At 42.5% G+C, this 26,177-nt stretch carries 23 protein-coding genes and 1 tRNA gene; 16 read left to right on the top strand and 8 right to left on the bottom strand.

Annotation, left to right across the window (positions count from 1 at the left end):
- The first annotated feature begins 11 nt into the window (after positions 1–11).
- From H0W44_06765 to H0W44_06755, 3 genes are read left to right on the top strand one after another with little or no spacing between them, the layout of a single operon-like run.
- Complete coding sequence (locus tag H0W44_06765; protein MBA3582137.1) at positions 12–764, top strand: flagellar motor protein; 753 nt, start codon at positions 12–14, stop codon at positions 762–764.
- Positions 757–1,515, top strand: a complete 759-nt coding sequence (locus H0W44_06760; protein ID MBA3582136.1) for an OmpA family protein — start codon at positions 757–759, stop codon at positions 1,513–1,515. Before H0W44_06765 ends, H0W44_06760 begins: the two co-directional genes overlap by 8 nt.
- On the top strand, positions 1,512–1,688 hold the full coding sequence (locus H0W44_06755; GenBank protein ID MBA3582135.1) for a hypothetical protein: 177 nt from the start codon (positions 1,512–1,514) through the stop codon (positions 1,686–1,688). Before H0W44_06760 ends, H0W44_06755 begins: the two co-directional genes overlap by 4 nt.
- Positions 1,689–1,807: 119 nt before the next feature.
- Here H0W44_06755 and H0W44_06750 read toward each other — a convergent pair whose 3' ends face one another.
- Positions 1,808–2,575, bottom strand: coding sequence for a hypothetical protein (locus H0W44_06750; GenBank protein ID MBA3582134.1), 768 nt, complete (start codon positions 2,573–2,575; stop codon positions 1,808–1,810).
- Between the two features lie 353 nt (positions 2,576–2,928).
- On the opposite strand from H0W44_06750, the gene H0W44_06745 reads away from it, so the two are divergent.
- Positions 2,929–5,145 (top strand): EAL domain-containing protein, encoded by a 2,217-nt coding sequence (locus H0W44_06745; GenBank protein MBA3582133.1) that lies wholly within the window; start codon positions 2,929–2,931, stop codon positions 5,143–5,145.
- A 16-nt stretch (positions 5,146–5,161) separates the two neighbouring features.
- On the opposite strand, the gene H0W44_06740 is transcribed toward H0W44_06745, so the two are convergent.
- From H0W44_06740 to H0W44_06730, 3 genes are all read right to left on the bottom strand, one after another.
- Complete coding sequence (locus H0W44_06740) at positions 5,162–6,319, bottom strand: DUF839 domain-containing protein (protein ID MBA3582132.1); 1,158 nt, start codon at positions 6,317–6,319, stop codon at positions 5,162–5,164.
- Positions 6,320–6,350: 31 nt separating this feature from the next.
- Positions 6,351–6,773 (bottom strand): hypothetical protein, encoded by a 423-nt coding sequence (locus H0W44_06735; GenBank protein MBA3582131.1) that lies wholly within the window; start codon positions 6,771–6,773, stop codon positions 6,351–6,353.
- Positions 6,774–6,897: 124 nt separating this feature from the next.
- Complete coding sequence (locus tag H0W44_06730; GenBank protein ID MBA3582130.1) at positions 6,898–8,394, bottom strand: RimK family protein; 1,497 nt, start codon at positions 8,392–8,394, stop codon at positions 6,898–6,900.
- 110 nt (positions 8,395–8,504) lie between these two features.
- On the opposite strand from H0W44_06730, the gene H0W44_06725 reads away from it, so the two are divergent.
- The 3 genes from H0W44_06725 (at position 8,505) to H0W44_06715 (ending at position 12,092) form a co-directional block, all read left to right on the top strand.
- The gene (locus tag H0W44_06725) at positions 8,505–9,662 is read left to right on the top strand and encodes a GNAT family N-acetyltransferase/peptidase C39 family protein (GenBank protein MBA3582129.1); all 1,158 of its coding nucleotides are present in this window, start codon (positions 8,505–8,507) and stop codon (positions 9,660–9,662) included.
- A gap of 73 nt (positions 9,663–9,735) precedes the next feature.
- The gene (locus H0W44_06720; protein ID MBA3582128.1) at positions 9,736–11,121 is read left to right on the top strand and encodes a trypsin-like peptidase domain-containing protein; all 1,386 of its coding nucleotides are present in this window, start codon (positions 9,736–9,738) and stop codon (positions 11,119–11,121) included.
- Positions 11,112–12,092 (top strand): FHA domain-containing protein, encoded by a 981-nt coding sequence (locus H0W44_06715; protein MBA3582127.1) that lies wholly within the window; start codon positions 11,112–11,114, stop codon positions 12,090–12,092. The genes H0W44_06720 and H0W44_06715 overlap by 10 nt, the downstream gene beginning before the upstream one ends.
- 12 nt (positions 12,093–12,104) lie before the next feature.
- Here H0W44_06715 and H0W44_06710 read toward each other — a convergent pair whose 3' ends face one another.
- Entirely contained in the window at positions 12,105–15,539 is a 3,435-nt protein-coding gene (locus tag H0W44_06710; protein ID MBA3582126.1) for an acyl-[ACP]--phospholipid O-acyltransferase, read from the bottom strand.
- A 107-nt stretch (positions 15,540–15,646) separates the two neighbouring features.
- Positions 15,647–15,733, bottom strand: a tRNA-Leu gene (locus tag H0W44_06705).
- 179 nt (positions 15,734–15,912) lie between these two features.
- Here H0W44_06705 and rnr point away from each other — a divergent pair.
- From rnr to H0W44_06685, 4 genes are all read left to right on the top strand, one after another.
- The gene (gene rnr / locus H0W44_06700) at positions 15,913–18,273 is read left to right on the top strand and encodes a ribonuclease R (GenBank protein MBA3582125.1); all 2,361 of its coding nucleotides are present in this window, start codon (positions 15,913–15,915) and stop codon (positions 18,271–18,273) included.
- 5 nt (positions 18,274–18,278) lie between these two features.
- Positions 18,279–19,037, top strand: a complete 759-nt coding sequence (rlmB, locus tag H0W44_06695) for a 23S rRNA (guanosine(2251)-2'-O)-methyltransferase RlmB (GenBank protein MBA3582124.1) — start codon at positions 18,279–18,281, stop codon at positions 19,035–19,037.
- A gap of 60 nt (positions 19,038–19,097) precedes the next feature.
- Positions 19,098–19,703, top strand: a complete 606-nt coding sequence (locus H0W44_06690) for a peroxiredoxin C (GenBank protein MBA3582123.1) — start codon at positions 19,098–19,100, stop codon at positions 19,701–19,703.
- A gap of 113 nt (positions 19,704–19,816) precedes the next feature.
- Positions 19,817–20,269 carry a hypothetical protein gene (locus H0W44_06685; GenBank protein MBA3582122.1) on the top strand — a complete coding sequence of 151 codons (453 nt, stop codon included), beginning with the start codon at positions 19,817–19,819 and terminating at the stop codon, positions 20,267–20,269.
- Positions 20,270–20,271: 2 nt separating this feature from the next.
- On the opposite strand, the gene H0W44_06680 is transcribed toward H0W44_06685, so the two are convergent.
- Both H0W44_06680 and H0W44_06675 read right to left on the bottom strand, forming a co-directional pair.
- On the bottom strand, positions 20,272–20,802 hold the full coding sequence (locus tag H0W44_06680; GenBank protein ID MBA3582121.1) for an FMN-binding protein: 531 nt from the start codon (positions 20,800–20,802) through the stop codon (positions 20,272–20,274).
- A 73-nt stretch (positions 20,803–20,875) separates the two neighbouring features.
- Entirely contained in the window at positions 20,876–21,979 is a 1,104-nt protein-coding gene (locus H0W44_06675; GenBank protein ID MBA3582120.1) for a porin, read from the bottom strand.
- 359 nt (positions 21,980–22,338) lie between these two features.
- Between H0W44_06675 and rpsF the strand changes: the two genes are divergently transcribed.
- The 5 genes from rpsF (at position 22,339) to alr (ending at position 26,137) form a co-directional block, all read left to right on the top strand.
- Complete coding sequence (gene rpsF / locus H0W44_06670; GenBank protein MBA3582119.1) at positions 22,339–22,770, top strand: 30S ribosomal protein S6; 432 nt, start codon at positions 22,339–22,341, stop codon at positions 22,768–22,770.
- Complete coding sequence (rpsR, locus tag H0W44_06665; GenBank protein MBA3582118.1) at positions 22,767–22,994, top strand: 30S ribosomal protein S18; 228 nt, start codon at positions 22,767–22,769, stop codon at positions 22,992–22,994. Before rpsF ends, rpsR begins: the two co-directional genes overlap by 4 nt.
- A 15-nt stretch (positions 22,995–23,009) precedes the next feature.
- Entirely contained in the window at positions 23,010–23,462 is a 453-nt protein-coding gene (gene rplI / locus H0W44_06660) for a 50S ribosomal protein L9 (protein ID MBA3582117.1), read from the top strand.
- Between the two features lie 230 nt (positions 23,463–23,692).
- Complete coding sequence (dnaB, locus tag H0W44_06655; GenBank protein MBA3582116.1) at positions 23,693–25,048, top strand: replicative DNA helicase; 1,356 nt, start codon at positions 23,693–23,695, stop codon at positions 25,046–25,048.
- 12 nt (positions 25,049–25,060) lie between these two features.
- Entirely contained in the window at positions 25,061–26,137 is a 1,077-nt protein-coding gene (alr, locus tag H0W44_06650; GenBank protein ID MBA3582115.1) for an alanine racemase, read from the top strand.
- Positions 26,138–26,177 lie beyond the last annotated feature (40 nt).

Below are 26,177 nucleotides of genomic sequence, written 5' to 3'. Positions count from 1 at the left end.
CTGACATTTTTATGAAACAACTTGATCTTATAAGTTTAGCCGGTATTTTAATCGCCTTTAGTGCGATTATTATTGGTTTTCAGTTAGAAGGTGGTCAAGGTGTTTTATGGCATAGCACGGCCGCGATAGTAGTACTAGGCGGCTCGATTGGCGCAACGTTATTGCAAACGCCGAAAAGCGCATTAAAACAAGCATTAACGTTACTACCTTGGGTATTGTGGCCACCTGAATATGATGGTGACCAAGTTACGCGGCGGGTAGTCAACTGGAGTAATTTAGTTCGTCGCGACGGTGTATTGGGTTTAGAAAAATTAGCTCAAAAAGAACCCGATGCTTTTACTAAGCATGCACTAGAGTTATTAGTTGATGGCCATGATGCGGTAAACATTCGCCGGGTTATGACGATGGAATTAAAAACACGTGCTGATACTAATTTACAAGCTGCTGATGTGTTTGAGGGTATGGGCGGTTACAGTCCTACGCTTGGCATATTAGGCGCGGTGTTGGGTTTGATTCAGGTTATGCAGCATTTAGATAACCCCGATTTGTTGGGTGCGGGGATTGCAACTGCGTTTGTTGCTACAGTATATGGCGTAGGTTTTGCAAATTTGATTTGTTTACCTGCCGCTCAGAAATTACGAAATTTAATTTATCAACAAGAAAAAATTCATACCGTATTACTCGATAGCATCACCGCGATTGCCGACGGTGATAATCCTCGTTATATAGAACAGCGCTTAAAGGCGTATTTTAATTATGCATGAGCGTCGTCATCATTTGCATGCTAAATCCGGTAAGCGCGATCGTTGGATGGTGTCGTATGCCGATTTTATGACCTTATTGTTTGGTTTGTTTGTCGTTATGTATGGATTTTCCATCAGCAACGACGCAAGTTACCGAACTATTCCAAGCACTATTGCAAAAGCGATTCAAGAACAAACCCAAAGCAAACCTGCGGTTGAAGTACCAGAAGTGGTTCCGCCGATTCCGCCCGAAGATGTTTTAATTAAAAAAATGGCAGATAGTGTACAAGCCAGTGTCGCGCCCTGGATTGATAATGGTTTGATTCAAGTAAAACAAACACCCGCATGGTTAGAAATAGAAATTAACGCTAATCGCCTATTTGAAACGGGCAGTGCGCAACCTTCTGCTGAAGCAGCCCCTATTTTAAAATCATTAGCTGATGCGTTAATCACTTTTTCAAATGCATTGCATGTTGAAGGTTACACGGATAATTTGCCGATCAGTAATAATCGCTATCCATCCAATTGGGAATTATCTAGCGCACGCGCATCTCAAGTGGTGCGCATGTTAATTAGTAAAGGCATAGATCCCAATCGCTTAGCGGCAGTGGGTTATGGAGAGTATCGACCTATTGCAGAAAATACTGATGAAGCAGGGCGAATGCGTAATCGTCGAATTGTATTGCGAGTGTTGGCAGCGGAAGATCCGCATCAATATATTATGTTTCAAGCAAAGCCTAATGGTAGTGCGCCATCGGTAGCGACACCATGACTACGCGCATTGATAAAACCCGTCTGGATAAAATAACGCCATCTACTGCGTTACAAGATACCACTTCCAAACCACGTAAAAACAAAACGGCGCAAACAACAGCAGACTCGACGCCGCAGAAAAAACGCCAATCTCGGCAGAAGAAATTACCGCGCTTTGACGATTATGCATAAGCGCTGTGTCACCAGGTAAGGCGGAAACTACGGACACCGGCTCGATCGCAGACTTTTTGCGAACTTGCATCACCCCCCAATCGGTGCCCGTAGTTAACCCGCTCCACATCACCTTGCCATTACGCATTGCAGAGGCTGGCACTTTGGCCATTAAATCGTGCGTCCACTGAAAGAACATCCGTAACCTCCAAACCTATTTGTCGTGTTGCTAAATTTAAAATGTAAGTGCGTTTAGTAATTTTTATGCGGTCGCAACCATTTGCACCTGCGGCAGCTTGAAGCTCGACTTGCAATAAACTAACAGTAGAAAATTGCGCATCGCTGTTGTTGCTAGTTTGGATTACGGCGTAACCATAATTATTGGCTGGACTAAAAAACCATAAATATTCAATGAGTTGTTGGTACGCGGCATTATCGAAAGGTGTTTGTTCGTATTCGCCTGCTGATTCATCGTACATCCCGCATTTAAAAACACGTTGCAAGATCCAATTGCTACTGTTGGGTGCGCGTAGAAATTCAAAATAAAAAGGCATTTCTTGGGCGCTAATGACCGGCGCCGTTATATTGCGCGTTAATGCAGCTTGATTAGCATAAATGGCGGCTTCTGGCATATCGTTAGCGCAAACACGGTGGGTACTGGTACTAGACGATATATCGCTCATGCGTACATGTTGAATAGTTATAAATACGCCAGCCGGAGGTGAGGTTTCTTGATAAAAATTATTGGGTGTACGTTGGTTTTGATAAACCGCTTGCATAGCGGTTTGCGCTAATGCGCGACTTTGATCAGGAAGAGTACTAGCAGGTGTTGTGGATGGATTATCACTACCGTCATCTTGGCAAGCCGATAAGCACAGCATACAAAACGCTATACTAAAAATGGTCATTAACCTTGCCATTGCATCCATTCCTCACAAAAAAACCACACGAGGAAGGCGTACGATAAAAAATCGTACTTGCAGACGAGCACTAAGACTTCAATGTCTTAGTTGTTGCGCATTGCATCAATCCCCATTGAGACTATCGGCCGCCAGCGAGTTTTCTTGAGGCCGGCGTTGAGGCCTATATAAATCTAAAATAAATCTAAAATTTTTCAAAAATCGGCTTATAAAAGCCGACTAAACCTTCATAAATTGATTTTTTGGCCGACAAAGTAGCAATGGCCAGGCTGCGGCCCCCAGGTGGATCGGGGATCGGTGGATCGGTGGAGATGTTAATTTATAGCGACAGGGATGCGCTCATGCGCTTAGTTGTAAGTAGTCCTAGCAATAGCAATGTGGTATCGACTGAAAATTCGTTCGGCGATAATCCTATTATTATTAAAGCCTTGTTGGTGGGTGATGACATTGGTTTGTTTGCACGTTTCAAACAACGTTTTTCCCGCATGCATAGCTGCCAGGTTGAGTTAGATTATGTTGATAATTACGAAGAAGCGCTGGATCGCATTTTATCGAGTGGGCATCACCTTTATTTTATTAATGAAGTTATTAAAAACGAAAGTGGCGTTACATTAATAAAGAAACTGCATGGGCACGGCACGACAAAAACTATTTTTTTCATTGCTGAATTACCAGAACTGCCGCATGAAGCGCAGCTGCCGAATGTTATATTACTGCTGAACTTACATATTGATGATGATTGGTTTGAACGCAAAATTCTGACCAGTTTGCATGATTTATCAGTGCGCCAACAATTAGAAGAACGCGACCGCGATTATCAACGTATCTTAGGTTATATAGACGAGTTTGTTTACATTCGCGAATTGCCTACACAAAAATCACCTTTTGGAAAAGTGCGTTATGCCAGCCCGCGTGTCTATGACATCTTGGGTTATGCGCCAGAGGAAATGTTAGGTGATTCTGTTATCTGGAAAAACATGACGCATCCAGATGATTTAGATTGGTTACATGATATTGAGTGGTTCGCTCATCAAATGCGCGATGTAAGTCGTTTGCCAGAATTTACCCACATCACGCATGAAACACGGATTAAACCTAAACATTTAAAAGATTATATTTGGTTAGAAGATAAGCTAATCCCATTTTTTGAAGAAGATGGTCGCTTAACGCATTTTATTGGAGTAGCTCGGGATATTACACGTTGGAAACGGATGGAAGATCAGCGTCGGCATGATGCTTTACACGATCCATTAACGGGTTTAGCCAATAGAACCTTGTTCATTGATCATCTCAATAATGCCATCTTGCGTATTCAACGTCGTCCAGAATCTCAATTTGCGGTTTTGTTTATTGATCTTGATCGATTTAAAAACATCAATGATGTAATGGGTCATAAGTATGGTGATAAATTATTAATTGCGATTGGCGAACGCTTACAACAATTTATTCGTCCTGGCGATACGGTGGCCCGATTAGGTGGAGATGAGTTTTCTATTTTACTAGAAGAAATAGCCTACGCCGATGATGCGACGTTTATATCGGATAGAATTCAAGATTTATTATCCTCGCCATTAGCACTAGATAACAAAGAAGTTTTCACTACCGCGAGTATAGGTATTGCATTGAGCACGGGTAATTACCACAGCGCTGAAGATATGTTGCGTGATGCAGATACTGCAATGTATAAAGCCAAAGCGGAAGGGCGCGCACGTTATGAAATTTTTGACGCTGAATTGCATGCTAAAGCGGCGGCAACCTTGCAAATGGAAACCAATTTACGCCGTGCTATTGAAAAAAGCGAATTCGAAGTTCATTACCAACCTATTGTGTCATTAGCAAATGGGCACGTGGTTTCATTTGAAGCGTTGATTCGCTGGCATGGTAATAAAGGCTCTATTTCACCCGCAGAATTTATTCCCTTAGCAGAAGAGACTGGCATGATAGTGCCGATTGGTTATTGGGTAATGAGAGAAGCGTGTTTGCAATTGCAACGCTGGCGGCGTTTATATCCACAAGTACCGATTAGGACTATCAGTATAAATTTGTCGCCTAGACAATTTTCGCAGATTGACTTAGTTGAACATATTGATCGCATTATTTCTGATACAGGGATAAATCCTACCGCTATTAATTTTGAGATTACTGAATCTGTTGTTATGGAAAATGCTGAGTGTATAAATGCTATTTTGGCGCAATTTAAATCGATGAAAATAAAACTCAGTATGGATGATTTTGGTACCGGTTATTCATCGTTGAGTTATTTGCATCGCTTGCCTATAGACACTTTAAAAATAGATCGTTCTTTTGTTATGCGCTTAGACTCTGGCCCGGTGCCCGCACAGTCACAAATCGTCGATACTATTATTACTTTGGCGCATAACCTTAATTTAGATGTGGTCGCTGAAGGTATAGAAACGGCTGAACAGTTACGCAAATTACGAAGCCTAGGTTGTGAATATGGTCAAGGATTTTATTTTTCGCCGGCGATGAGTTCAGAGCAAGCGGAAGTGCTTATGCAAAAGCTGACTGTCCATCCGGATTATTTTTTTATACGTTAAATGATTGGGTTAATTATTAACGTAATAATGGTCCGCGTATTTCGTAAGTAATGCCGGCTGTTGATTGACCCGTATGTCCTCTTTGAGAGCTAAAATATAAACGACTACCATCTGGGCTAAGTGCCAATCCTGTTATTTCCGATAAATCTTGATCGATGATTTGCACTAAAGGCTTAATATCGCCACCCTGCGTGATGACAATAATTTGCATATCGCCAGCGTCTTCAGCGACTAATATATCGTTAAAGCGGGTGGTCGCTAAATTATCAACACCCGTTAATATCGGGTTATTGTAATTGGCGGCGTTGTAGAGAATGCCTAATTGTTGTTGTGGAATAAAATATTGCCACAAACGATTATCACCCTTAGTACTAAAGATAATACGTTCGTCGTTATATACAATTCCTTCGCCACCATTAAATTGCAGTGCATTGTTATATTGATAACGAGTAGGTGAGCTTATGGCTAATGGATCGTTAATGAGCAACCATTCAACGCCGTGATCATTGCTAGCGGCAATTTCTAAAATGCCATTTTTCAAATTGGGGTAACCATTTGGATGAAAATTAGTGGCGCGAAATCGATATAAGCCTCCATCGGTTCTGTCTTCGGTAAGATATAGATGGCCACGTAATGGATCAACAGCGACGGCTTCATGATTGAAATATCCTAATACGGAGCGTTCGATAGCATTTTGTATTCCATAAGGATCGCATTCAAACACTCGTCCTGTTTCACCACTTTCTTCGCACGATAACCAGGTTCCCCAAGGAGTAACGCCACCTGCACAATTACGGTTAGTGTTTTGTAAAATAGGATAAGCCGCAATAATTTCTGCATGTCGATTAAAACGTAAAGCGCTAACGCCACCGGTGTTGTCAGGCATTTCGCTATTAGAAACATAAATCCAACCATCATCATCTGTAGCAAAGATGCCGGCGCCATCGGGAGCCGCGTGCCATAAAAAATTATTGTTGTTTAAAGGTGCTTGGCTGCTACGCGCTACAATGCGACTAGTGAAATCTTCGGGTAAACGCAAACCGAGTTTGTTTGGTTTTTGTAAAACGTCTATTTGTGCCAAAGGAGATTTTTTGTCATTACATGCGACCAGCGTAGGTAAAAAACAAGCTGTTGCAAAACCTCTTGTTAAAGCTAAGAAGTGGCGTCTATCCATGTGCATCGTGTCCTATAGAGAATAATGTTTATTACCGACCGATACCCGCATTGTAACCGGCTAATCCATAATAACTGGCATAAACTCCCGCGAGACACCACAGCATGGCGGGTATGACGAATAAATATTTTGATAATAAATTTTTGCAATAAATTAAATAAATCCAAATCACAATACTGCCAGCACCCATCATTAAGCTAATAATTAAAGCGTAATTGTTTGCATAATTATTCATGAATACAAAAGCCATGAATGCACCCGCTAGGACAAATAAATATTCTGCTATGTAAGTGATGACAAATAATAAACCTCGTGTATTAGGCTTTGGAAAAACTAATAACGCGCCCCCATACACAAAAGCAGAGACGAGTAATGTTTGTAGGCTGGCTTGTAATAACCGTTCAGGAATGACGTTTATAGATTTGGCAGCGGATTTTGATTTAATGGTGAACATGTCAATACCTAGGATGCGGATGCGGACGCGATAGAGCGCTATAGATTGACGGTAGGTAAAGTGTTAGGTAAGGGCAAGTGTGTCCAGATTGACGGCATAGTTTGTTGGATAGTGTTGTTTGAACTTAAAGATTCGGCTGAATTTGTCGACGTTGCTGGGTGCGCAATTCTAAGCGGCGCACAAATTCAGTCATAATTTTTTCGTACAACATATCGCCTAGTATAAGGTCTTCCACGCCGGCATCTATATTTGGATTGTCATTAATTTCCATGACCACCACTTGATCGTCACGTTGTTTTAAATCAACGCCATATAAACCATTGCCAATTAATTTAGCTGCTTTTAAAGCGGTTTTCACTACGATGGCAGGGGCGTCTTCTATCGGAATTGTTTTAAATTTACCGACTTGCGTTTTGCCATCATTCGCATGTTGGTAAATTTGCCAATGACCTTTGCTCATAAAATATTGACAAGCGAATAAGGGCTGGCCATTGATAATGCCGATGCGCCAATCGTAATCAGTGTAATAAAATTCTTGCGCGAGAATTAAAGATGATTGTTTAAAAAGCTCTTTTAAACCCTTACGCAGTTCATCGGCATTTGTCACTTTATACATGCCCAGCGAAAATGCGCCATCAGGAATTTTTAAAATCATTGGATAATTTAACGGCGCGGTATCGATTTCCCAATCTTTAGGACGATCTTTGCTAAGTATCGCGGTTTTCGGTGTGGCGACGCGACGGGTGTCGAATAGGTTAGCGAGATAAATTTTATTAGTGCACCTTAAGATAGATTCAGGATCATCAATCACGATCATGCCTTCGTTTTCTGCTTTTTTTGCGAAGCGATAAGTATGGTGATCGATGGCGGTAGTTTCTCGAATAAATAAAGCGTCGTATTCAGCGAGCGTACTAAAATCTTTTTTCTCAATCAGTTCGACATCTAAGCCTAATTTACGACCCGCCCGAATAAAGTTTTTTAAGGCTTTATTGCAGCTAGGTGGCATGGTGTCTTTGGGATTGGTTAAAATTGCCATATCGTATCGATAGCTGCGTGCGGCGCGTTTTTTTCGCCATATTTTGCGATTGAATAATTCTAAACGATTAGCGAATACATCTTCTTCTTCCGCATTTAAATCATTAATGCTGTCGGCTTTAATTGCATCAATGCGCCATGCGCCTTCTCTAACAAATTCTACGCGTAAAATCGGTGCGGGTAACATTTCAAACACTTGGCGCGCTAAACCTTGTAAAGCATCATGACTGGTGTAACCAAAGAAAATTTTAATGCTGAATTGGTCCGGTGTTTCACGCGAGCGTCGCAATTCTTTATTTAACGCTTCGGTAAGATCGGCAATGCCTAAACTATAAAGTGATTTATTGCGTAAATCGTTAATGGTTCGCACCGAGGGCAACACACGATGACCGCGTGCTTCCGCCAGTAAGGAGCAGTAATAACCATTGCTAAGATAGCGATAATGACGACATAAGTTGAGGACGAGGGTAGGACTAGAGGGCTGCGCCTCTAGTGCCAGATAATCTTGCACCGTCATGACGTGTTCGCTGGGATGGTAAGCTTCCCAGTCTTCAGTTTGATCAACTACTACGATAAGTTTTGCCATGCGTGACTTTCCTTTAAACCTCTCAACGTGTCAAATGGGGCAATATGTCCTAGGCCGTAACTGGCATAATAGGGTTGCTACCCGCAAGATGGTAAGCATAAGGAGTAAGTATGTCTGCTGGCAATAATGTCGTTTCACAAAATAACACTCAGCTGGCTGAGTTAGTGATTCGACCTGCCTGTTTGGATGATGTCGATAATTTAGTTTTGTTAGAGCAACGTTGTTTTGACTACGACCGTTTAAGTCGCCGCAGTTTTCGGTGGATGCTGACTAAGGGCAAAGCTGATTTACAAATTGCCGAACATAATGGCGAGTTGGTGGCTTATATTTTAGTTTTACTACATGCGGGCACCTCCTTAGCGCGGATTTATTCTTTAGCCGTTGCACCAGAAATGCGCGGCCAACGTTTGGCGGATCGTTTGCTGGAAGGTGCGGAAGCGCGCGCCGAAGCCAAAGGTTGCTTATCTGTGCGTTTGGAAGTGCATCCTGATAATGATGTGGCGCAACGTTTATATCGACGTCAAGGTTATCGTCAGTTTGGTGTGTACCCAGATTATTACGAAGATCATGCGGACGCTTTGCGTTTTGAAAAACGCATTCGTCATTTTCGCGGTGTACGCTCAGTCGAAGTTCCTTATTATGTACAAACCACCGAGTTTACCTGCGGGCCAGCGGCATTGATGATGGCCATGCGTGCATTTGATCCCAGCATTTTATTTACGCGCACGCTGGAATTACAGTTATGGCGCGAAGCTACCACTATTTTTATGACCGCCGGACATGGTGGTTGTGGGCCGCATGGCTTAGCGCTGGCAGCTTGGCGGCGAGGTTTCGAAGTCCAGTTGTATATAAATAGTAGAGAACCCTTATTTTTAGACGGCGTGCGTCACGAAGAAAAGAAATCTGTGATGCGCGATGTGCATCGAGCTTTTGAAGAAGAATTGGCGCTGACCAATGTGCAGCAATATTATCGTGCATTAAGCACCAGTGAATTGGTGGAAGCGCTGACCCAGGGTTATGTTCCCTTAGTTTTAATTAGCTCTTATCAGCTAGCACGCAGCAAAAGTCCGCATTGGATGGTTATGACTGCCGCCGATGATGATTTTGTTTATCTCAGCGATCCAGAAGTTGATGTGGATTTGCACAAAACCGTCTTGGACTGTCTCGACATTCCCATTCGGCGCGATGATTTTGAACGTATGTGTCAATTTGGCCAATCTAAATTGCGTACTGCGGTGATTATTGGCCCTAAATCTGCTCAGAGTTAAGTGAAGCGGTTGAGTCGAATCAGCGCTATCCGTAAGATACTGAATTAACTTTACAAAAACATAAGGTCATCAAGTGATTAATCGTTTTGTGGCAGGATGCCTACTGATACTAGGCGCTGGATTTTGTTTATCCGCTAGCGCTGGGAATAGTGAAGCGCAAAATTTATTTGAAACCTTTAATGATCGCATTTATCAGATTCGCGTATTAGAAGCAGGCTCAGGTACTAAAACATCGGTTGGTTCTGGTTTTGCTATCGCCGCGGATGGTTTATTAGCAACGAATTACCATGTGGTTTCCGATTGGGTACAACATCCAAAACGATATCGTTTGGAATATATTGATAACACCGGCAAAGCAGGCGAGTTACGCGTTGTTGATGTCGACGTGATTAATGATTTAGCGTTAGTGCAACGTGATGTCACCGAACAAACCTATCTCGAGTTAAGTTCTAATATTCCACAGCGCGGCGCTGAAGCTTATTCTTTAGGCAATCCGCGGGATCTTGGTATGACCGTGGTGCACGGTACGTATAGCGGATTTGTCGAACGCAGTTTTTATCGACGCATTTTGTTTTCAGGCGCAATGAATCCCGGCATGAGCGGTGGCCCTACCTTGGATGCTGATGGCGAAGTATTCGGAGTCAATGTTGCAACATCGGGTAATGGCATTGGTTTTTTGGTACCCGTGGATAAACTGCATGCGTTAATAAAACAATATCGCAGCAATCCGCAAACGCAAGATAGTTTAAAAACACGTATTCATGCACAGCTTAAAAATAATCAGCAACGTTTCATGGATATTTTGTTAGATGCAAAATGGCCGACTATTGATGTTGGGCGCGCTAAAGTAATTGGTGAAATGGCTAAGTTTGCGCGTTGCTGGGGTGAATCCACGCAAGCAGGTGCTGATAATAATAAAGAGTTGGTTAGTACTGTTCGTAGTCTGTGCACGCACAACGAATATATTTATTTAGGACGTGATTTTACGACTGGTGGGTTGGAATATGAATTTACCTCAGTAGAAACTGATCAATTAAGTTCTTCACAATTTTATGCGCGTTATGAAGGTATGATTGGCAGTGTTAATTCTGTAAATAAGGTAAAAGAGGGCAAGGTCAGCAATTTTTCTTGTCATGAAGCTTTTGTTGACAATAATGTCGCTATTGAAGCTCAACAAGACGCACAAAAAATTGCAGAAGAAAAAGCAGCTAAAGCCCATAAAAAAACCAGCAAAAAAACGGCTGCGGTTGTTTCTCCAATAAAACCAATGATAATGCGAGTCTCTTTATGCACTCGCGCCTATGCTGATTTTGATGATTTGTATGATGTGTTATTTATTGGCGCGACCGTTAATCATAAAAAACAAGGATTGGTGGCGCACTTCACATTAGCGGGTGTCGATAAAAATTTGGCCATGAAGTTCAGTAAAAAATTCATGGAGAATATTCAATGGAAATAATTGTTGAAGTTGTGAATCGTTCGCAACGTGCTTTAGAAGTCTATCGTTTTAATCAAAGCGTTATTCGTATAGGGCGTGCCTATGATAACGACATCATTTTGTCTGATCCGCATGTTTCACCCCATCATGCTATTTTAAGTCACGATCCAGAACAGGGTTGGCGCTTACGTGATATCAGCAGTTTGAATGGTACTTATTCACGGCAAAAGCATGACGTGATTCAAGAAGAAGTTTGTCAATCAGGCGATGAATTTATTTTAGGTCGTGTACGCTTGCGTATGTTATTAACAAGCCATCCTGTGGCTGAGACGTTGCCGCTAGATTCTTGGGAGCCGTACATTCGACGTCTCAATCGTTTGCCCTATGTGATGTTATTAATGATGTTTGCGTTTAGCATTTTTATTTGGGGTGAATATCGTACGTGGTACGAACCCATGAATATCCAGAAATTATTAATCACGGCGGTTTTACCTATTTTTATTGCAACTTTATGGGGACTGCTGTGGTCATTTGTAGGGCGCGTATTGCGCCATGATGGCCGCTTTTTAGCGCATGTTAGTATTGCCTTAGTCTTTATGATTTTGTTAACTTTTTTTGATGAAATGGTAGAAGTTATCGCATTTAATTCAGCGAATTTATTATTGCAACGTGTATTAGCGATTGGCGGTTATATTATCGGTTTGTTTGTGTTGTTATGGGGCGGTTTGTATTTGGCCAGTAATTTTCCCGCACGTCGACGTACTGTTATGTCAATGGCATTGTCGGCGAGCATTATTAGTTTCTTAGCTTTTGCATTTTATGTTTATCAACCGGATTTTTCAGAAGAACCCGATTATGTACGCGTGTTAAAACCGCCTGCGTACTATGCCACAAGCTCCGTTTCGATAGACGAATTTCTGAAAGCGAGTTTGCCGCAATTTGACAAAGTGGCATTTGTTCGTCAAAAAACCGCGAGTGCTAGCGCAGAATAAATGGAGGCCTTGTTAATCCGGTTTTAAGGTGGTGCTCACTTCTTTTTGCAAGCTCATATAATCTATTTTACCGGTGCCCAACATAGGCAATTGTTTAACATGTACGATATGACGAGGCAGCATTAATTCCGCGGCACCTTGTTGTCGTAAAATTTCTGCTATATCACGACGCTCAAGATTAATGGCATTCGTGATTAATACCAGCTGTTCACCTTTACGTTGATCCGGAATAGCAATGACGGCATGTAGCTTGTCAGGCCAAGCGCCACTGATTAATTGTTCTACCGCACTCAGCGAAACCATTTCGCCGGCAATTTTCGCAAAACGTTTGGCGCGTCCAACAATGCGCACATAACCTTCATCATCTATCGTTACAATATCGCCGGTATCATACCAACCACTTTCGGGTATTTGTAATACACCGGGTTGATCGTGTTTTAAATAACCTTTCATAATATTAGGGCCCTGCACAAATAACCGTCCGCCTTCGTGAATGCCAGGCACGGATTCTAAACGGTGATTGATGCCCGGTAAAAAACGACCCACTGTGCCTAATTTGCATTGCATAGCGGTATTTGCACATAACACAGGTGCTGTTTCCGTTGCACCATAACCTTCGAGTATGCGTAAGCCAAATTTTTCGGTGTAGTGTTGTGATGTTTCGGGTTTTAAACGTTCTGCACCTGCAAAAACATAACGTAAACTATAAAAATCATAAGGATGCGCACGTTTTGCGTAACCACTTAAAAAAGTATCAGTGCCAAACATAATGGTCGCATTAGTTTCATACACAAGCTCCGGCACTATTCGATAGTGCAGGGGCGAGGGATAAAAGAAAGTACGAATTCCGCTCAAAACCGGCAATAAAAATCCGCCCGTTAATCCAAAAGAATGGAATAAGGGCAAAGCATTAAAGACAAGATCTGAAGGGTTAAAATCAATACGTGCGAGTAGCTGATACCGATTCGCTTGAATATTTCTGTGCGACAAAACTACCGCTTTAGGTACACCTTCTGAGCCGGAGGTAAATAAAATAACGGCGGCATCATCCGCGCTAATTTTATCATTCAGTAAATGATAAATAAAATCGGGCGCATACGCACCGCATAAACCAATTAGTTTGTGTTGTAGCGATAATGCGTGGGGCATGTCTTCTAAATAGATTACTTGTAGTCGCTCTGCAAGTGAGTTGAGAGTGTCTTGTAATTTTCCCATTTCAATAAATCGGCGTGACGTGATAATAGTTTTTATATTACTCATCGCGCAAGCGGCTTGCATGTTTTGCAAGCCAGTAGAAAAATTAAGCATCGCGGGAGTGCGGCCAATCGCTTGCAACGCAAAAAAACTAATGGCGGTGGCAGCTGCGTTGGGTAATAAAACCCCGACATTTTCTTGAGCACTAGTGCGTGTTTTTAAATACGCGCCTAACGCAAAGCTGCTTTTAAATACTTGCCGATAACTGCGCGGCACGCGTGCGGCATCTTCTAGCACTAAAGTATTAGCGCTAAAAATTTTACTGGTTTGAATCAGGCTTTTAAATAAGGGTTGATCAATTGGACTTGTTTTGAAAATCATATCAGCCATTAAGTCATAAAGTTTTCGGCCAATAAATTGTCTACGCACGCGACCACGCATATCGCTAGGGACATGAAAGTAATGAGGTTCTTGAATAGTTAAAGTAATTTTTGGAAACCAATGTGTAGGCAGGACTTTGCGCGCACGTGAAAAAATAGTGTATTGCGCGCCGTCAATTCGAATGGGTAATAAAGGCGCGTCCGCAAAATAGGCAACTGTGCCAGGGCCTTCGTACACTTTCATTAATGCGCCCGTGACGGTGATGCGGCCTTCCGGGAAAATGACGAGTTTATGTCCTGCTTGCACGTATCGCACCATGGTTTTAACCGCCATCGGACTGGTTGAATCGACGGTTAAAATACGCGCAACATATAATGCCGGTTTTGCCCACCAGCGTTTAGCGATGTGTGTGTTCATGACTAGCGTGGGCATTTCTGGTAAAAATACGGCAATGAGCAAGCCATCTAAAAAAGAGGCATGATTTAACACGATAACGGCTTTATCTTTTACGCGGCGATAATGTTCGATACCCCGTACTTCAACTCGAAATAATAAACGTAAAATAAAACGCGCCAGCGATGCAAGCGCATCAGCAGGTAATAATTTACAAATATAAATAGCAACTATGGTATTTAGTAAAGCGATAATCAAGAAAACATGATTTACGCTGTAATTCATTTTTAATAATATCAGCGTAAATAGTGCTGAACCCACCATGAACAAAGCGTTCATAATGTTTAAGCCCGCGATAGTGCGTGAACGATGGCTGGCTTCACTATAATGCTGCACGATGGCGTATAAAGGTACGATATAAAGGCCTCCGCAAATAGAGAGTGCAGTCAGGTCAAATAAAATGCGCCATGCCGCTGATAGTTGTAAAAATTGACTGAGTGTAAGCAAGGCGGTATCAGTTGGGATCACGATGTTGTTTGCCGCAAAGTATAAATCTACGCCAAACACGGTCATGCCTAATGCACTTAAAGGTACATAACGAGCAGAAATATCACCTTGTAATAAGCGATGACATAATAATGATCCAAGTCCTACGCCTACTGAAAAAGCGACATTAAATAAAGTAGCAATATCGGCATTCGCGTGTAGCGTATGATTACTGAAGCTAGGGAATTGCGAAAGATACGTTATACCTAAAAACCAAAACCAAGAAATGCCCATTACAGAAAGAAATACGGTGCGATGCTTGCGTGTGTAAGCGAGCATTTGAAACGTTGCCGCAATAAAATTCGGACTAATTTTTAAACCAGGTGCCGCGATGGTGGCGCGTGGAATTTTGCAGCTAATCCAATAACCTGAAATAGAAGCCGTGAGTAAGATGCCGGAAATAATCCAATCACCATACGGCAGCGTAATAAAAACACCGCCAATGATAATGCCTAAAAGAATAGATAAGAATGTACCCATTTCAATTAAACCATTGCCGGCGACTAATTCATCGGTCTGCAAATGGTCTGGCAAAATGCTGTATTTTAAAGGCCCAAAAAAAGTCGATTGCGCACCGAGAAAAAATAAAGTGGCGAGTAGCACATACAGGTTATCTGTAAAAAGTCCGATAGTGGCAATGACGCATAACCCAATCTCGGCAAGTTTTACGTAACGGATTAATTGTGATTTTTCAAAACGTTCTGCCAGTTGTCCGGCGGTGGCGGAAAATAAAAAGAACGGCAAAATAAATAACCCCGCCGCAGCGGTGACCATCACTTGTGGATTTAAACCCATGCGTTCGGCTAAGCCATAACTCAGCATTAATACTAAAGCTTGTTTGAAAATATTATCGTTAAAGGCGCCCAGTGCTTGGGTTAAAAATAGCGGCAGAAAACGTCGTGTGGACAATAAATGAGTGGCGCCAGAAGACATGAATACAGCCTTTGAATAATGTGTAATGCGGTATCTTGCCATGCGCTAGCGATGCAAGGAAATACAATGAGATAGTGAAATATAAGGTTAACAATGAAATGCAGAGATGGTGCCGAGGAGAGGACTTGAACCTCCAAGAGTTTTACCTCACTAGTACCTGAAACTAGCGCGTCTACCAATTTCGCCACCTCGGCCGAGGGTGCAGGCCGCGAAATGTACCGGCCAGCTGTTGGCTTGTCAATTAAAGGCGTGGCCCACGACGGTGGGCATCGGCCTTTATATAGGTATAGGTGCTATAAGACCCACACTATATATAAGAATAAGCCGCTTTCGGCTTTTGGCGATGGCAGCTTTGGGGTAGACTGCCGCCCCTATGGAAAAACAAACGAAACCCCCAGTACTCACTGCACTAGACCCTCATCTTGATCGTGAAGCGACGCGTTATGACCAGCCCATCGCAAGTCGAGAGCATTTAGCCGAATTAATTAAGACGCATCAACCGCCTTGCACTTTTGAGCAAGTTGCGACGTTGTTGCAGTACGAAGACCCCGTGTCGCTGGAAGCATTGGAACGACGCTTGCGCGCGATGGTGCGTGATGGTCAGTTGATCTCTAATAAAGTCGATGGTTTTTTGCCGGTTGATGATAAAGATTTAATCCGTGGTCGTGTCATTGCGCATCCCGATGGGTTTGGTTTTTTACATCCTGCGCTAGGCAATGCCAAAGAAGATTTATTTATTCCGCCTGGTCAAATGAAAAGTTTATTGCACGGCGACGTCGCGATGGTGCGCATCACCGGCACTAACAAACGCGGACGCTTAGAAGTTGCATTGGTGCATGTCCTTGAACGTGCTAATAAACGTATCGTTGGCCGCATCTTGGTGGATGCAGGTTTAACGTATGTGGTCGCAGATAATAAACGCATCACACAAGATATTTTTATTCCTGCTGATCAAGTCGGCGATGCTAAGCCCGGACAAATTGTATTAGCAGATATTACTGAACAACCTACATTTCGACGTCAACCAGTAGGTCGCGTACGTGAAATTCTAGGCGATCACATGGCGCCTGGGATGGAAATTGATATCGCGGTGTACGCACATGACTTGCCGAATGAATGGTCGCCTGAAGTATTAAGTGAAATACAACAGCTAAGCGACCAAGTCGCAGACGCGGATAAACAAGGTCGTGAAGATTTACGTGATAAATTATTTGTCACGATTGATGGTGAAGACGCTAAAGATTTTGATGACGCTGTCTATTGCGAAACGTATGGCACCGGTTGGCGTTTGTATGTCGCGATTGCCGATGTTGCGCATTATGTACGGCCCGATACGGGTTTAGATAAAGAAGCTTTTAATCGCGGTAACTCGGTGTATTTTCCCGGTCGTGTTATTCCGATGTTGCCTGAAATTTTATCGAATGGTTTATGCTCGCTTAATCCCCACGTTGATCGTTTGGCGATGGTCTGTCGTATGGATATCAGTATTGATGGACGCATTGTTGATTATAAATTTAGCGAAGCCGTGTTTCGTTCACATGCGCGACTCACGTATAACCAAGTAGCCGATATGCTGGTGTTGCGTAAAATTCCTGTGCGCAAACAATTTGAAACCGTTATCGATTCTTTAGAAACGCTCTATGAGCTTTATCATGTTTTTGCTAAGCAACGTAAAAAACGCGGCGCGATTGATTTAGAAACCACTGAAACTAGAATTTTATTTGGTGAAAATCGCAAAATCTCCGCCATCATTGCAGTTGAACGTAATGATGCACATAAGCTCATTGAAGAATGCATGATTGCGGCAAATATCTGCGCAGCGCGCTTTTTAGAGCATCATGAAATTCCTGGTTTATTCCGCGTGCACGATACGCCGCCGTTAAAGAAAACCGAAGACTTCAGTACGTTTCTGGGTGAGATGGGTTTGAAGTTTGCGGCGCGCGAAGATATTAAGCCTAAAGACTATAGTTTATTGTTAGATAAAATTCGCGAACGTGTCGATTTTCATTTAATTCAAACCGTATTGCTGCGCTCATTATCGCAAGCGGAATATAATCCAGTAAATTGTGGACATTTTGGCTTAGCATTAGAAGAGTACGCGCATTTTACTTCACCCATTCGCCGTTATCCTGATTTGTTAGTGCATCGTGCGATTCGCCATATTTTACGTGGCGGTAAGGTTGCGCAATATCATTACAGCAAAGACGATATGCTGGATATGGCTGCACAGTGTTCGAAAACCGAACGACGTGCAGATGAAGCCACCCGCGATGCAACGGATTGGTTGAAATGTGAATTCATGCTCGATAAAGTGGGTGAATCATTTGTTGGAATAATTAGTTCGGTCACTTCATTTGGTTTATTCGTTTCACTGAATGACATTCATATTGAAGGTTTAATTCATATCACCTCATTAAGTCGTGACTATTATCAATTTGATCCAGTGGGTCATCGTTTAGTCGGTGAGCACAGTGGCCAAGTTTATCGTTTAGGCGATGTAATCAAAGTAAAAGTAGTGCGCGTGAGTTTGGATGATCGCAAAATAGATTTTATACCGGCCGATTCGGCCATGCTGGATCCAAACGCCGCGCCGCGTAAAAATAAAAAATCGCAGCCCGCTGATGGTGATAAACCAAACAAAAAAAAGCGCGGCCGTTCCGGTAAACCAAAACAACACGACAAGGCGGCAACTCCTGCGCCTTCCTCTAAAAAGAAACCACGTAAGAAACGTTAAACAAAATGAAACAACAATATATTTTTGGTTTGCATGCTGTTGCCGCAGCTTTGGAATACGAACCCGCTAGTATTCGGCAATTATGGTTAGTTGATAATCGTAAAGATGCACGTGTGCAACAACTTGAAAAACTCGCATTAACCGCGGGCGTACGACCACAACGTTGTAATCGTGCAACTTTAGATAATTTATTGCCCGGTGAAAGTCATCAAGGCGTGGTTGCAGAGTGCACGACGGCCGCGCGCAGTTGGCAAGAACAAGATTTGTTGCCCTTAGTAGAAGCAGCGGGGCAGAAATGTTTGTTATTGATCGTTGATGGTGTACAAGATCCGCATAACTTAGGTGCCTGTTTACGCGTTGCGAATGGCGCTGGCGTGCATGCGGTAATTGCGCCGCGTGATAAAGCCGTTGATTTAAATGCAACGGTGCGCAAAGTGGCCAGCGGTGCCGCTGAAAGCACACCGTTTATTCAAGTCGGTAATATGGCGCGCACCTTAGAAATGTTGAAACAAAAAGGTGTATGGCTAGTCGGTACTAGCGATAAGGCCGAGCGTAACTTATATGAAACTGATCTCACGGGACCGATTGGCCTTATTTTAGGCGGTGAAAGCAAAGGTGCACGCCGTTTAACTCAAGAAGCGTGTGATTTCATGGTGTCGTTACCGATGGCAGGTACTGTGTCGAGTTTGAACGTGGCGGTAGCCACCGGCGTATGTTTATACGAAGCCGTTCGTCAACGTAGCTTTGTAAAATCCGTGCGCTAGCGTTAGAATCTTTCAACTTAGATTTGTTCTAAACCCCTTTAAATCTTCAGGAGATAGTCAATGTCAGTATTAGTAGGACGTGAAGCCCCCGATTTTACCGCTGCAGCGGTATTAGGCGATGGCAAAATTGTTGGTGAATTAAATTTTCGTCAAGCAACAAAAGGTAAATATGCCGTATTAGTTTTTTATCCTTTGGATTTCACTTTTGTGTGTCCTTCTGAATTAATTGCTTTAGATCATCGCGTTGATGAATTCAAAAAACGTGGCGTTGAAGTATTTTCGGTATCGATTGATTCACAATACACCCACAACGCATGGCGCAACACGCCCGTTGATAAAGGCGGTATTGGCCCCGTGAAATACACCATGATTGCTGACGTAACCCATAACATTGCAAAATCGTATGATGTCGAAACACCTAATGGCGCAGTTGCATTTCGTGGTTCATTCTTAGTCGACACCAAGGGCGTTGTGCGTCATCAAGTTATTAATGACTTACCTTTAGGTCGCGATATGGACGAATTGTTACGCGTAGTTGATGCATTACAATTCCATGAAGAACATGGCGAAGTATGCCCAGCCGGTTGGCAAAAAGGTTCTAAAGGTATGAAAGCAAATCCAGAAGGTGTGGCTGCTTACTTAGCGTCCGAATCTAAAAATCTATAACACGATTTTGTTCGACCCTTCATCATTAACCCGCTTCAGTCATGAAGCGGGTTTTTTGTTTATAATCTCAAGTACGTATATCAGCTTATGTATGAGTTTATTTTGAATTTTACATGGATAAGACAATTGCCATGCCACGATTAGAAACAATCCGTTTAGAAAAATGGCATCGTTATTTGTTGTACCTGGCAAGTCTGGGTTTAATGGTGACAGGTATTGCGTGGTTATGGTTTCATTATTTTGATCGTTTGGAAGATGAATATGGATCGATGCCACATCCTTTAGAATATGTTGTTTTGCAATGGCATGGAGTATGGGCATTTCTATTTATTTTTTTATTCGGTAGTTTGTTAAATGGACATATGCGACAAGCTTGGGCGCTGGGGCGTAATCGTATTGCTGGAAGCCTATTGTTAACAAATTTATTAATTCTAACAGTGACAGCTTGTTTGCTGTATTACGCAAGTCATGAAATGTTACGTGATTATGCAAGTGTAGTGCATTGGTTGGCTGGGTTGCTTGCGGGGGTATGTTTACCTTTGCATATAATGCTTGGGCGGAAATAAATTTACAGATGTTGTGGTGTTTGATTGACATGATCGTGTAAATATAAAGCAAGTGCGGCCATTTTTTTCATCGCTCGAACCGACAATGTCGCACCGCTAATGCCATCGATGGGTTTGTCTAGCTTGTTTTTTTGATTAATCGTTAAGCCAATAAACTGTTGTGTAAAAAAATCACGTTGAATTTCGCTGCCACGACTTTCCCTATATTGCAGCACCTTAGTTTTTTCAATCTGCTTATTGTGGATTATAAATCCACTGGTAATTAATCGTTCTTTGCCTATTTCTTCTAGCACCCAAGCTGTTCGTGTTTGATGTTTCCAATATTTAATTCTAAATTGATGATAGTCGTGCTGCATAATATTTTTAATATCTCTTTTAAGCTCGCTGTTGAGCCATATTTCTTTTTCTATGGCAGAGCTTGAAAACTCATTGCTAATGAAATTCGAAATAGCATTATTTTCTTCTGGATGTGCGGGGAAACCGAGTGCTGGTAATAATATTGCTAACAAGAGAAGGGATTTTGCTATGTTCATTTTGTTGTTGGCGAGTCGTCAGTATAAGGACTTTATACTGACGATTCTGCTCTTATGTGTGAAATGACAAAGATTAAAATTGATAGCCTAAGCCAATGTTGTAGCCATCTTTGTTGCCAGCTTCAACATTTTGTTGTTGGAAATCTAACTTTACTACAACATTCTCGTGTGCCCAGTAGTTGAAGCCAAAATCAGTTTGAGTGCTATTTTTTACTGTTGATATATTAGCGCTGCTGTTATTCCATATGTTCTGGCGCGCAAATACACCAAGCTGACTAATGATTTTATAACTTCCCTCGATGTAGAAACCTTGTTGCTCATCTTTTGATCCGGCAGAGTTACCGTCAAATTCCCAGTCTGCATATAGTGCACGCGCACCTAATTTATCACCTTGATATACGATATGCGCACTAAATAATGTTGCGCCATCAATAATGTCGGTATCATTTTGTGTCATGTCATTTTGTCTTTGTAGCGAAGTGGCGATTTCGAGGCCAGCGACACCTGTATATTTAATACGCATTGTAGTTGCTAATTGGTTAGCGGTTGCTTCTGCTACTTTTTGGCGACCATCTCTAATGTTTGTGCCACCGTCTAAACCAGAATGCACTGCGATATCATAAGAAAAGCCAGCGCCCATATTGCCGTTTGCACCTATGCCGCCTTCCCACCAAGTACTAGGAATTATTTTGTTTTCTATAGGATTACGTTCTGTGCCATAGAATGTCGGTGGTTCATGAGTTTCATTAAGAATACCAATAGGTATCAAGAACAAACCGCCTTTAATATTTAAAGATTTATTTACAGCAAATTCAATATAAGCTTGTTCTAATTCAACTTCTCCCGGTTTGCCTTCGCCAGCGAGAGCGTGTTCAATTTCGATTTCTGAAAAAAATCGTATGTCGTCACTAAAGTCATGGCCAACGAAGAGAACAAATCTATGAAAATCGATTTTATTATCGATACCATCGTCATAATTATTGTAATGAATTTCACCATAACCACCCAGATGAATATTATCGTTAGTTGAATTATTCGTTGCGGTTTTCTTTTCGAGTTGATCAGCCAGAACGGTAACTTGTTTTTCGAGAGCTTCAATGCGGGCGTCTAGATTACTCGGTTGGGCAACAGCTTGTGCACATACACTTATTAAACTAGCGGTAGCTATACCGCTGATGAATTTCCGGGCTTTCATTTGTCTGTTCTCTTTAGTTTAGTTGTTAATACGAATAATTATCATTTGATTTTATTTGCGGGTCAAGTTTTTAAAAGCGTTGCAATGCGTTATTGCGGTATATCTACATGTAAATGGCGGTACTAAACGATGAATTTGCCCTGATTCAGACAAACTACAGTGGATAACAGCGATATAGGAGCTGGCGATTAAAGTAGAGGAGTTCTTTTCTAGCATTCCTGCCCACCTTTGGGTAGAATCCGCCCCTCTTTGGTTCGGGCAGGGTTTTGGCCTTTACCTTATCGAAGAACTCCTTGCCTCACCCTTTTGGGGAGGCTCTTAACCCATAAGGAGCATTAAAAATGCGTCATTATGAAGTGGTGTTTCTGGTCCATCCTGACCAGAGTGAACAAGTGCCGGCAATGGTTGAACGTTACCGCGCATTAATCGAAACCGATGGTGGCAAGCTGCACCGTATGGAAGACTGGGGCCGTCGTCAATTGGCCTATCCCATTAATAAAATCGTCAAAGCTCACTATATTCTGCTGAATATTGAATGTACGGCGCCATCGTTGACTGAGTTAAAGAATGCTTTCCGTTTTAACGATGCTGTATTACGTAATTTGGTATTGAGCCGTGATAGTGCGACGACCGAACCTTCACCGTTGTTGAAAACCAAAGATCGTGAAGAAGGTTCTTCTGACAGACCCCAATCAGATCGTCCGCAATCAGATAGACCCCAAGCGGATCGTTTTTCTTCAGATAAAGCACCAGCCGATCGAGGTGATGCATGAGTAGCAATTTTCGCCGTCGTAAATTTTGCCGTTTTACCGCAGATGGTGTGGTAGAGATTGATTATAAAGATCTCGATACACTGAAAAATTATGTGACCGAAACCGGCAAGATCGTGCCTAGTCGTATTACTGGCACGAATGCACGTTATCAGCGTCAGTTAGCTACCGCGATTAAACGCGCGCGCTTTTTGGCTTTATTGCCTTATTCCGATCAACATCGCTAAGCGGACGGGCTATTTATGGAAATTATTTTACTTGAGAAAGTCGCCAATCTTGGCGCATTGGGCGATAAGGTTCGTGTAAAGAACGGTTATGCACGTAACTTTTTGTTTCCTAAAGGCAAAGCAAAGCCTGCCACGGCAGCCAATTTGGCAGCGTTTGAAGCGCGTCGTGCAGAGTTAGAAAAAGCTGCCAGTGAAGCGTTAGCTGTTGCCGCTACGCGTAAAGAGAAGATTGATGCGGTGGGTAGTTTAACGGTTGTTGCTAAAACCGCTAGCGAAGGCAAATTGTTCGGTTCGATTGGTACGGTGGATATCTGCGAAGCAGCGCAAGCAGCAGGTTTGGATATTGAAAAGCGCGAAGTACGTTTACCTACGGGTAATTTGCGTGAAACCGGTACCTTTGATGTGACGATTCATTTGCACACCGATCTCGATACGGTACTGAAAGTTATTATTAAAGGCGAAGAGTAGTCTTAAATACTACTGATCGAAATTAATGATGTTAATCAAGGGTGCTACGGCACCCTTGGTTTGTTATGGGGCTGAACAATTCACAGATTATCCACAGCTAGCGCACAATTAACGCAACCCGCTGGCAAGCGCGATGTGTTTAAATAAGCCACCTCGAAATGCTCACGCGGCACCTACGCAAAGGTCAGAAATAATTCATGGTTGATTTGGCAAATTTAGTGGATGAACGCATCCACAAATCACTCAAAGTTCCTCCGCAATCTGTAGAAGCAGAGCAGGCGGTATTGGGCGGTTTAATGATTAGCCAAGACGCGTGGGATCAAATCGCGGATCGTATTAATGAAGGTGATTTTTATCGTAATGATCATCGTTTAATTTTTCGTGCGATTGCGGCGTTGGTTGAAAAAGAACAACCGCGCGATCGTGTGACAGTAATCGAATGGTTACAACAACGAGATGAATTAGAAAAAGCGGGCGGTGCTGCGTACTTAGTAACGTTAAGCGTCGACACTCCGACCGCTGCAAACATTCAAGCCTATGCCGATATTGTGCGTGATCGTTCCGTGTTGCGGCAATTGATTGGCGTCAGTGAACGCATTGCGACGACTGCTTATAATCCCGGTGAATCAGGTGTTAAACAAATTCTTGATAAAGCTGAATCAGAAATTTTTGCAATTGCTGAACAAGGTTTAAAAGGTAAGCAGGGTTTTCAAGGAATGAAACGTTTGCTGAAGCAAGCGGTCGACCGAATTGATAAATTATTTAATAATCCAAACTCTGTAACGGGATTAGAAACCGGCTTTGCTGATTTTGATAAAATGACGACCGGTTTGCAGCCATCTGATTTAATTATTTTGGCAGCGCGTCCTTCGATGGGTAAAACTGCTTTTGCAATGAACATTGCGGAACATGCCGCGATTAAAACCCAACGCGCTGTTGCCGTATTCAGTATGGAAATGTCAGGCGATCAATTGGCGATGCGGATGATTTCATCTTTAGGTCGCGTCAATCAACAAAAACTACGCACTGGTAATTTAGATGACATGGACTGGCCACGTATTTCTTCTGCCATTTCTATGTTAAACGAAGCGCCGGTGTTTATTGATGATACACCTGCTTTATCACCTACTGAATTACGCGCACGCGCGCGTCGTATTATGCGTGAACAAAACGGTTTAAGTTTAATCGTGGTCGACTACTTGCAATTAATGTCAGTGCCAAATACTAAAGAAAATCGCGCCACCGAAATTTCAGAAATTTCGCGTTCGCTAAAAGCATTAGCAAAAGAATTAAATGTACCTGTCATTGCTTTATCGCAGTTAAATCGTAGCGTTGAACAACGTCCTGACAAACGCCCCGTGATGTCTGATTTACGAGAATCAGGTGCTATCGAACAAGATGCGGACTTGATTGTATTTATTTATCGTGATGATGTGTATAACCCCGACAGTCCGGATAAAGGCACCGCCGAAATTTTAATTCGTAAACAGCGAAATGGTCCCATTGGTACCACGCGCTTAACATTCTTAAATGAATACACACGCTTCGAAAATTTTGTTGCAGAAGCTTACAACAATCGCCAATAAGTGACATAAGCAATGCAGCGAATGGCTTGGGTTGAAATTAATGGTGTTGCGCTGCGGCATAATTTAGCGCTGATTAAACAACGTGTGCCACATGCAAAAATAATGACGGTTATTAAAGCCAATGCCTATGGGCATGGTTTAGTTGCGGTTGCGAAAATATTAACAGATGCCGATGGTTTTGCCGTTGCGCATTTAAATGAAGCACAAGCTTTGCGTGATGCGGGCATTCAAAAACCCATTAGTGTTTTTCAGGGCATACAAACGGCAAGTGATTGGCAACAATGCCAGCAACAAACATTATGGCCAGTGTTGTATCAAGCGTGGCAAGTCGATTTAGTATGTTCACACGCTAGTCATAAAACTGCCGTATGGTTAAAAGTAACAACCGGCATGAATCGTTTAGGTGTAACACCGGATGATGCATTAGTTTTAGGGCAAAAATTAAAAACTCACGGCATCAATGTGCGTTTGCTTACGCATATGGCGCGAGCAGATGAAGGTATTACTCATGGTCAATTCACCAGTCAACAACTTGCGGTCTTTGCTCAGGTTCAACAGTCATTACAGTTAGAAGCTAGCGCTGCTAATTCTGCGTGTTTATGGGATTGGCCAAATAGTCATTATGATTGGGTACGGCCAGGCATTGCTTTGTATGGTATTTCTCCATTCTTAGATCACACAGCAACTGCTTTAAATTTACACGCTGTCATGACATTAAAAACGCGGGTGATTGCTATTAATCAAGTACGTGCCGGTGATTCGGTAGGCTACGGTGATGCTTATGTTTGTCAGCGCGATATGCGTATTGCGGTAGTCGCGATTGGTTATGGCGATGGTTATCCGCGTCATGCAAAAAGCGGCACGCCTGTATTAGTAAACGGACAGCGCGCATTTTTAGTGGGACGTGTGTCGATGGATTTATTAACGTTGGATGTGAGTCATTTATCAAACATTCAGGTGGGTGATGAAGTAACTTTGTGGGGCGAAGGTTTGCCGGTCGAACAGATTGCACAGAACGCTGAAACCATCGCCTATGAATTATTATGTGGAATTCAAGATCGGGTGCGCACGGCTTATCAAAATGTGTAAACTGCTCGCATGCGCTAGCAACCGCGTGTAATAAATCGGT

It is taken from the genome of Gammaproteobacteria bacterium (genome assembly GCA_013817245.1).
Classification (GTDB): domain Bacteria; phylum Pseudomonadota; class Gammaproteobacteria; order HTCC5015; family HTCC5015; genus JACDDA01.
This window is presented reverse-complemented; position numbering and strand designations above follow the sequence as displayed.

Coding starts and splice junctions, on each gene's coding strand:
- alr (MBA3582115.1), top strand. CDS start 25,061: ATGCAGCGAATGGCTTGGGTTGAAATTAATGGTGTTGCGCTGCGGCAT.
- H0W44_06750 (MBA3582134.1), bottom strand. CDS start 2,575: ATGACCATTTTTAGTATAGCGTTTTGTATGCTGTGCTTATCGGCTTGC.
- H0W44_06680 (MBA3582121.1), bottom strand. CDS start 20,802: ATGAACATAGCAAAATCCCTTCTCTTGTTAGCAATATTATTACCAGCA.
- H0W44_06715 (MBA3582127.1), top strand. CDS start 11,112: ATGGAAATAATTGTTGAAGTTGTGAATCGTTCGCAACGTGCTTTAGAA.
- H0W44_06690 (MBA3582123.1), top strand. CDS start 19,098: ATGTCAGTATTAGTAGGACGTGAAGCCCCCGATTTTACCGCTGCAGCG.
- H0W44_06710 (MBA3582126.1), bottom strand. CDS start 15,539: ATGTCTTCTGGCGCCACTCATTTATTGTCCACACGACGTTTTCTGCCG.
- rnr (MBA3582125.1), top strand. CDS start 15,913: ATGGAAAAACAAACGAAACCCCCAGTACTCACTGCACTAGACCCTCAT.
- H0W44_06730 (MBA3582130.1), bottom strand. CDS start 8,394: ATGGCAAAACTTATCGTAGTAGTTGATCAAACTGAAGACTGGGAAGCT.
- H0W44_06755 (MBA3582135.1), top strand. CDS start 1,512: ATGACTACGCGCATTGATAAAACCCGTCTGGATAAAATAACGCCATCT.
- H0W44_06760 (MBA3582136.1), top strand. CDS start 757: ATGCATGAGCGTCGTCATCATTTGCATGCTAAATCCGGTAAGCGCGAT.
- H0W44_06735 (MBA3582131.1), bottom strand. CDS start 6,773: ATGTTCACCATTAAATCAAAATCCGCTGCCAAATCTATAAACGTCATT.
- H0W44_06745 (MBA3582133.1), top strand. CDS start 2,929: ATGCGCTTAGTTGTAAGTAGTCCTAGCAATAGCAATGTGGTATCGACT.
- rplI (MBA3582117.1), top strand. CDS start 23,010: ATGGAAATTATTTTACTTGAGAAAGTCGCCAATCTTGGCGCATTGGGC.
- rpsR (MBA3582118.1), top strand. CDS start 22,767: ATGAGTAGCAATTTTCGCCGTCGTAAATTTTGCCGTTTTACCGCAGAT.
- rlmB (MBA3582124.1), top strand. CDS start 18,279: ATGAAACAACAATATATTTTTGGTTTGCATGCTGTTGCCGCAGCTTTG.
- H0W44_06765 (MBA3582137.1), top strand. CDS start 12: ATGAAACAACTTGATCTTATAAGTTTAGCCGGTATTTTAATCGCCTTT.
- H0W44_06740 (MBA3582132.1), bottom strand. CDS start 6,319: ATGGATAGACGCCACTTCTTAGCTTTAACAAGAGGTTTTGCAACAGCT.
- H0W44_06685 (MBA3582122.1), top strand. CDS start 19,817: ATGGATAAGACAATTGCCATGCCACGATTAGAAACAATCCGTTTAGAA.
- H0W44_06725 (MBA3582129.1), top strand. CDS start 8,505: ATGTCTGCTGGCAATAATGTCGTTTCACAAAATAACACTCAGCTGGCT.
- rpsF (MBA3582119.1), top strand. CDS start 22,339: ATGCGTCATTATGAAGTGGTGTTTCTGGTCCATCCTGACCAGAGTGAA.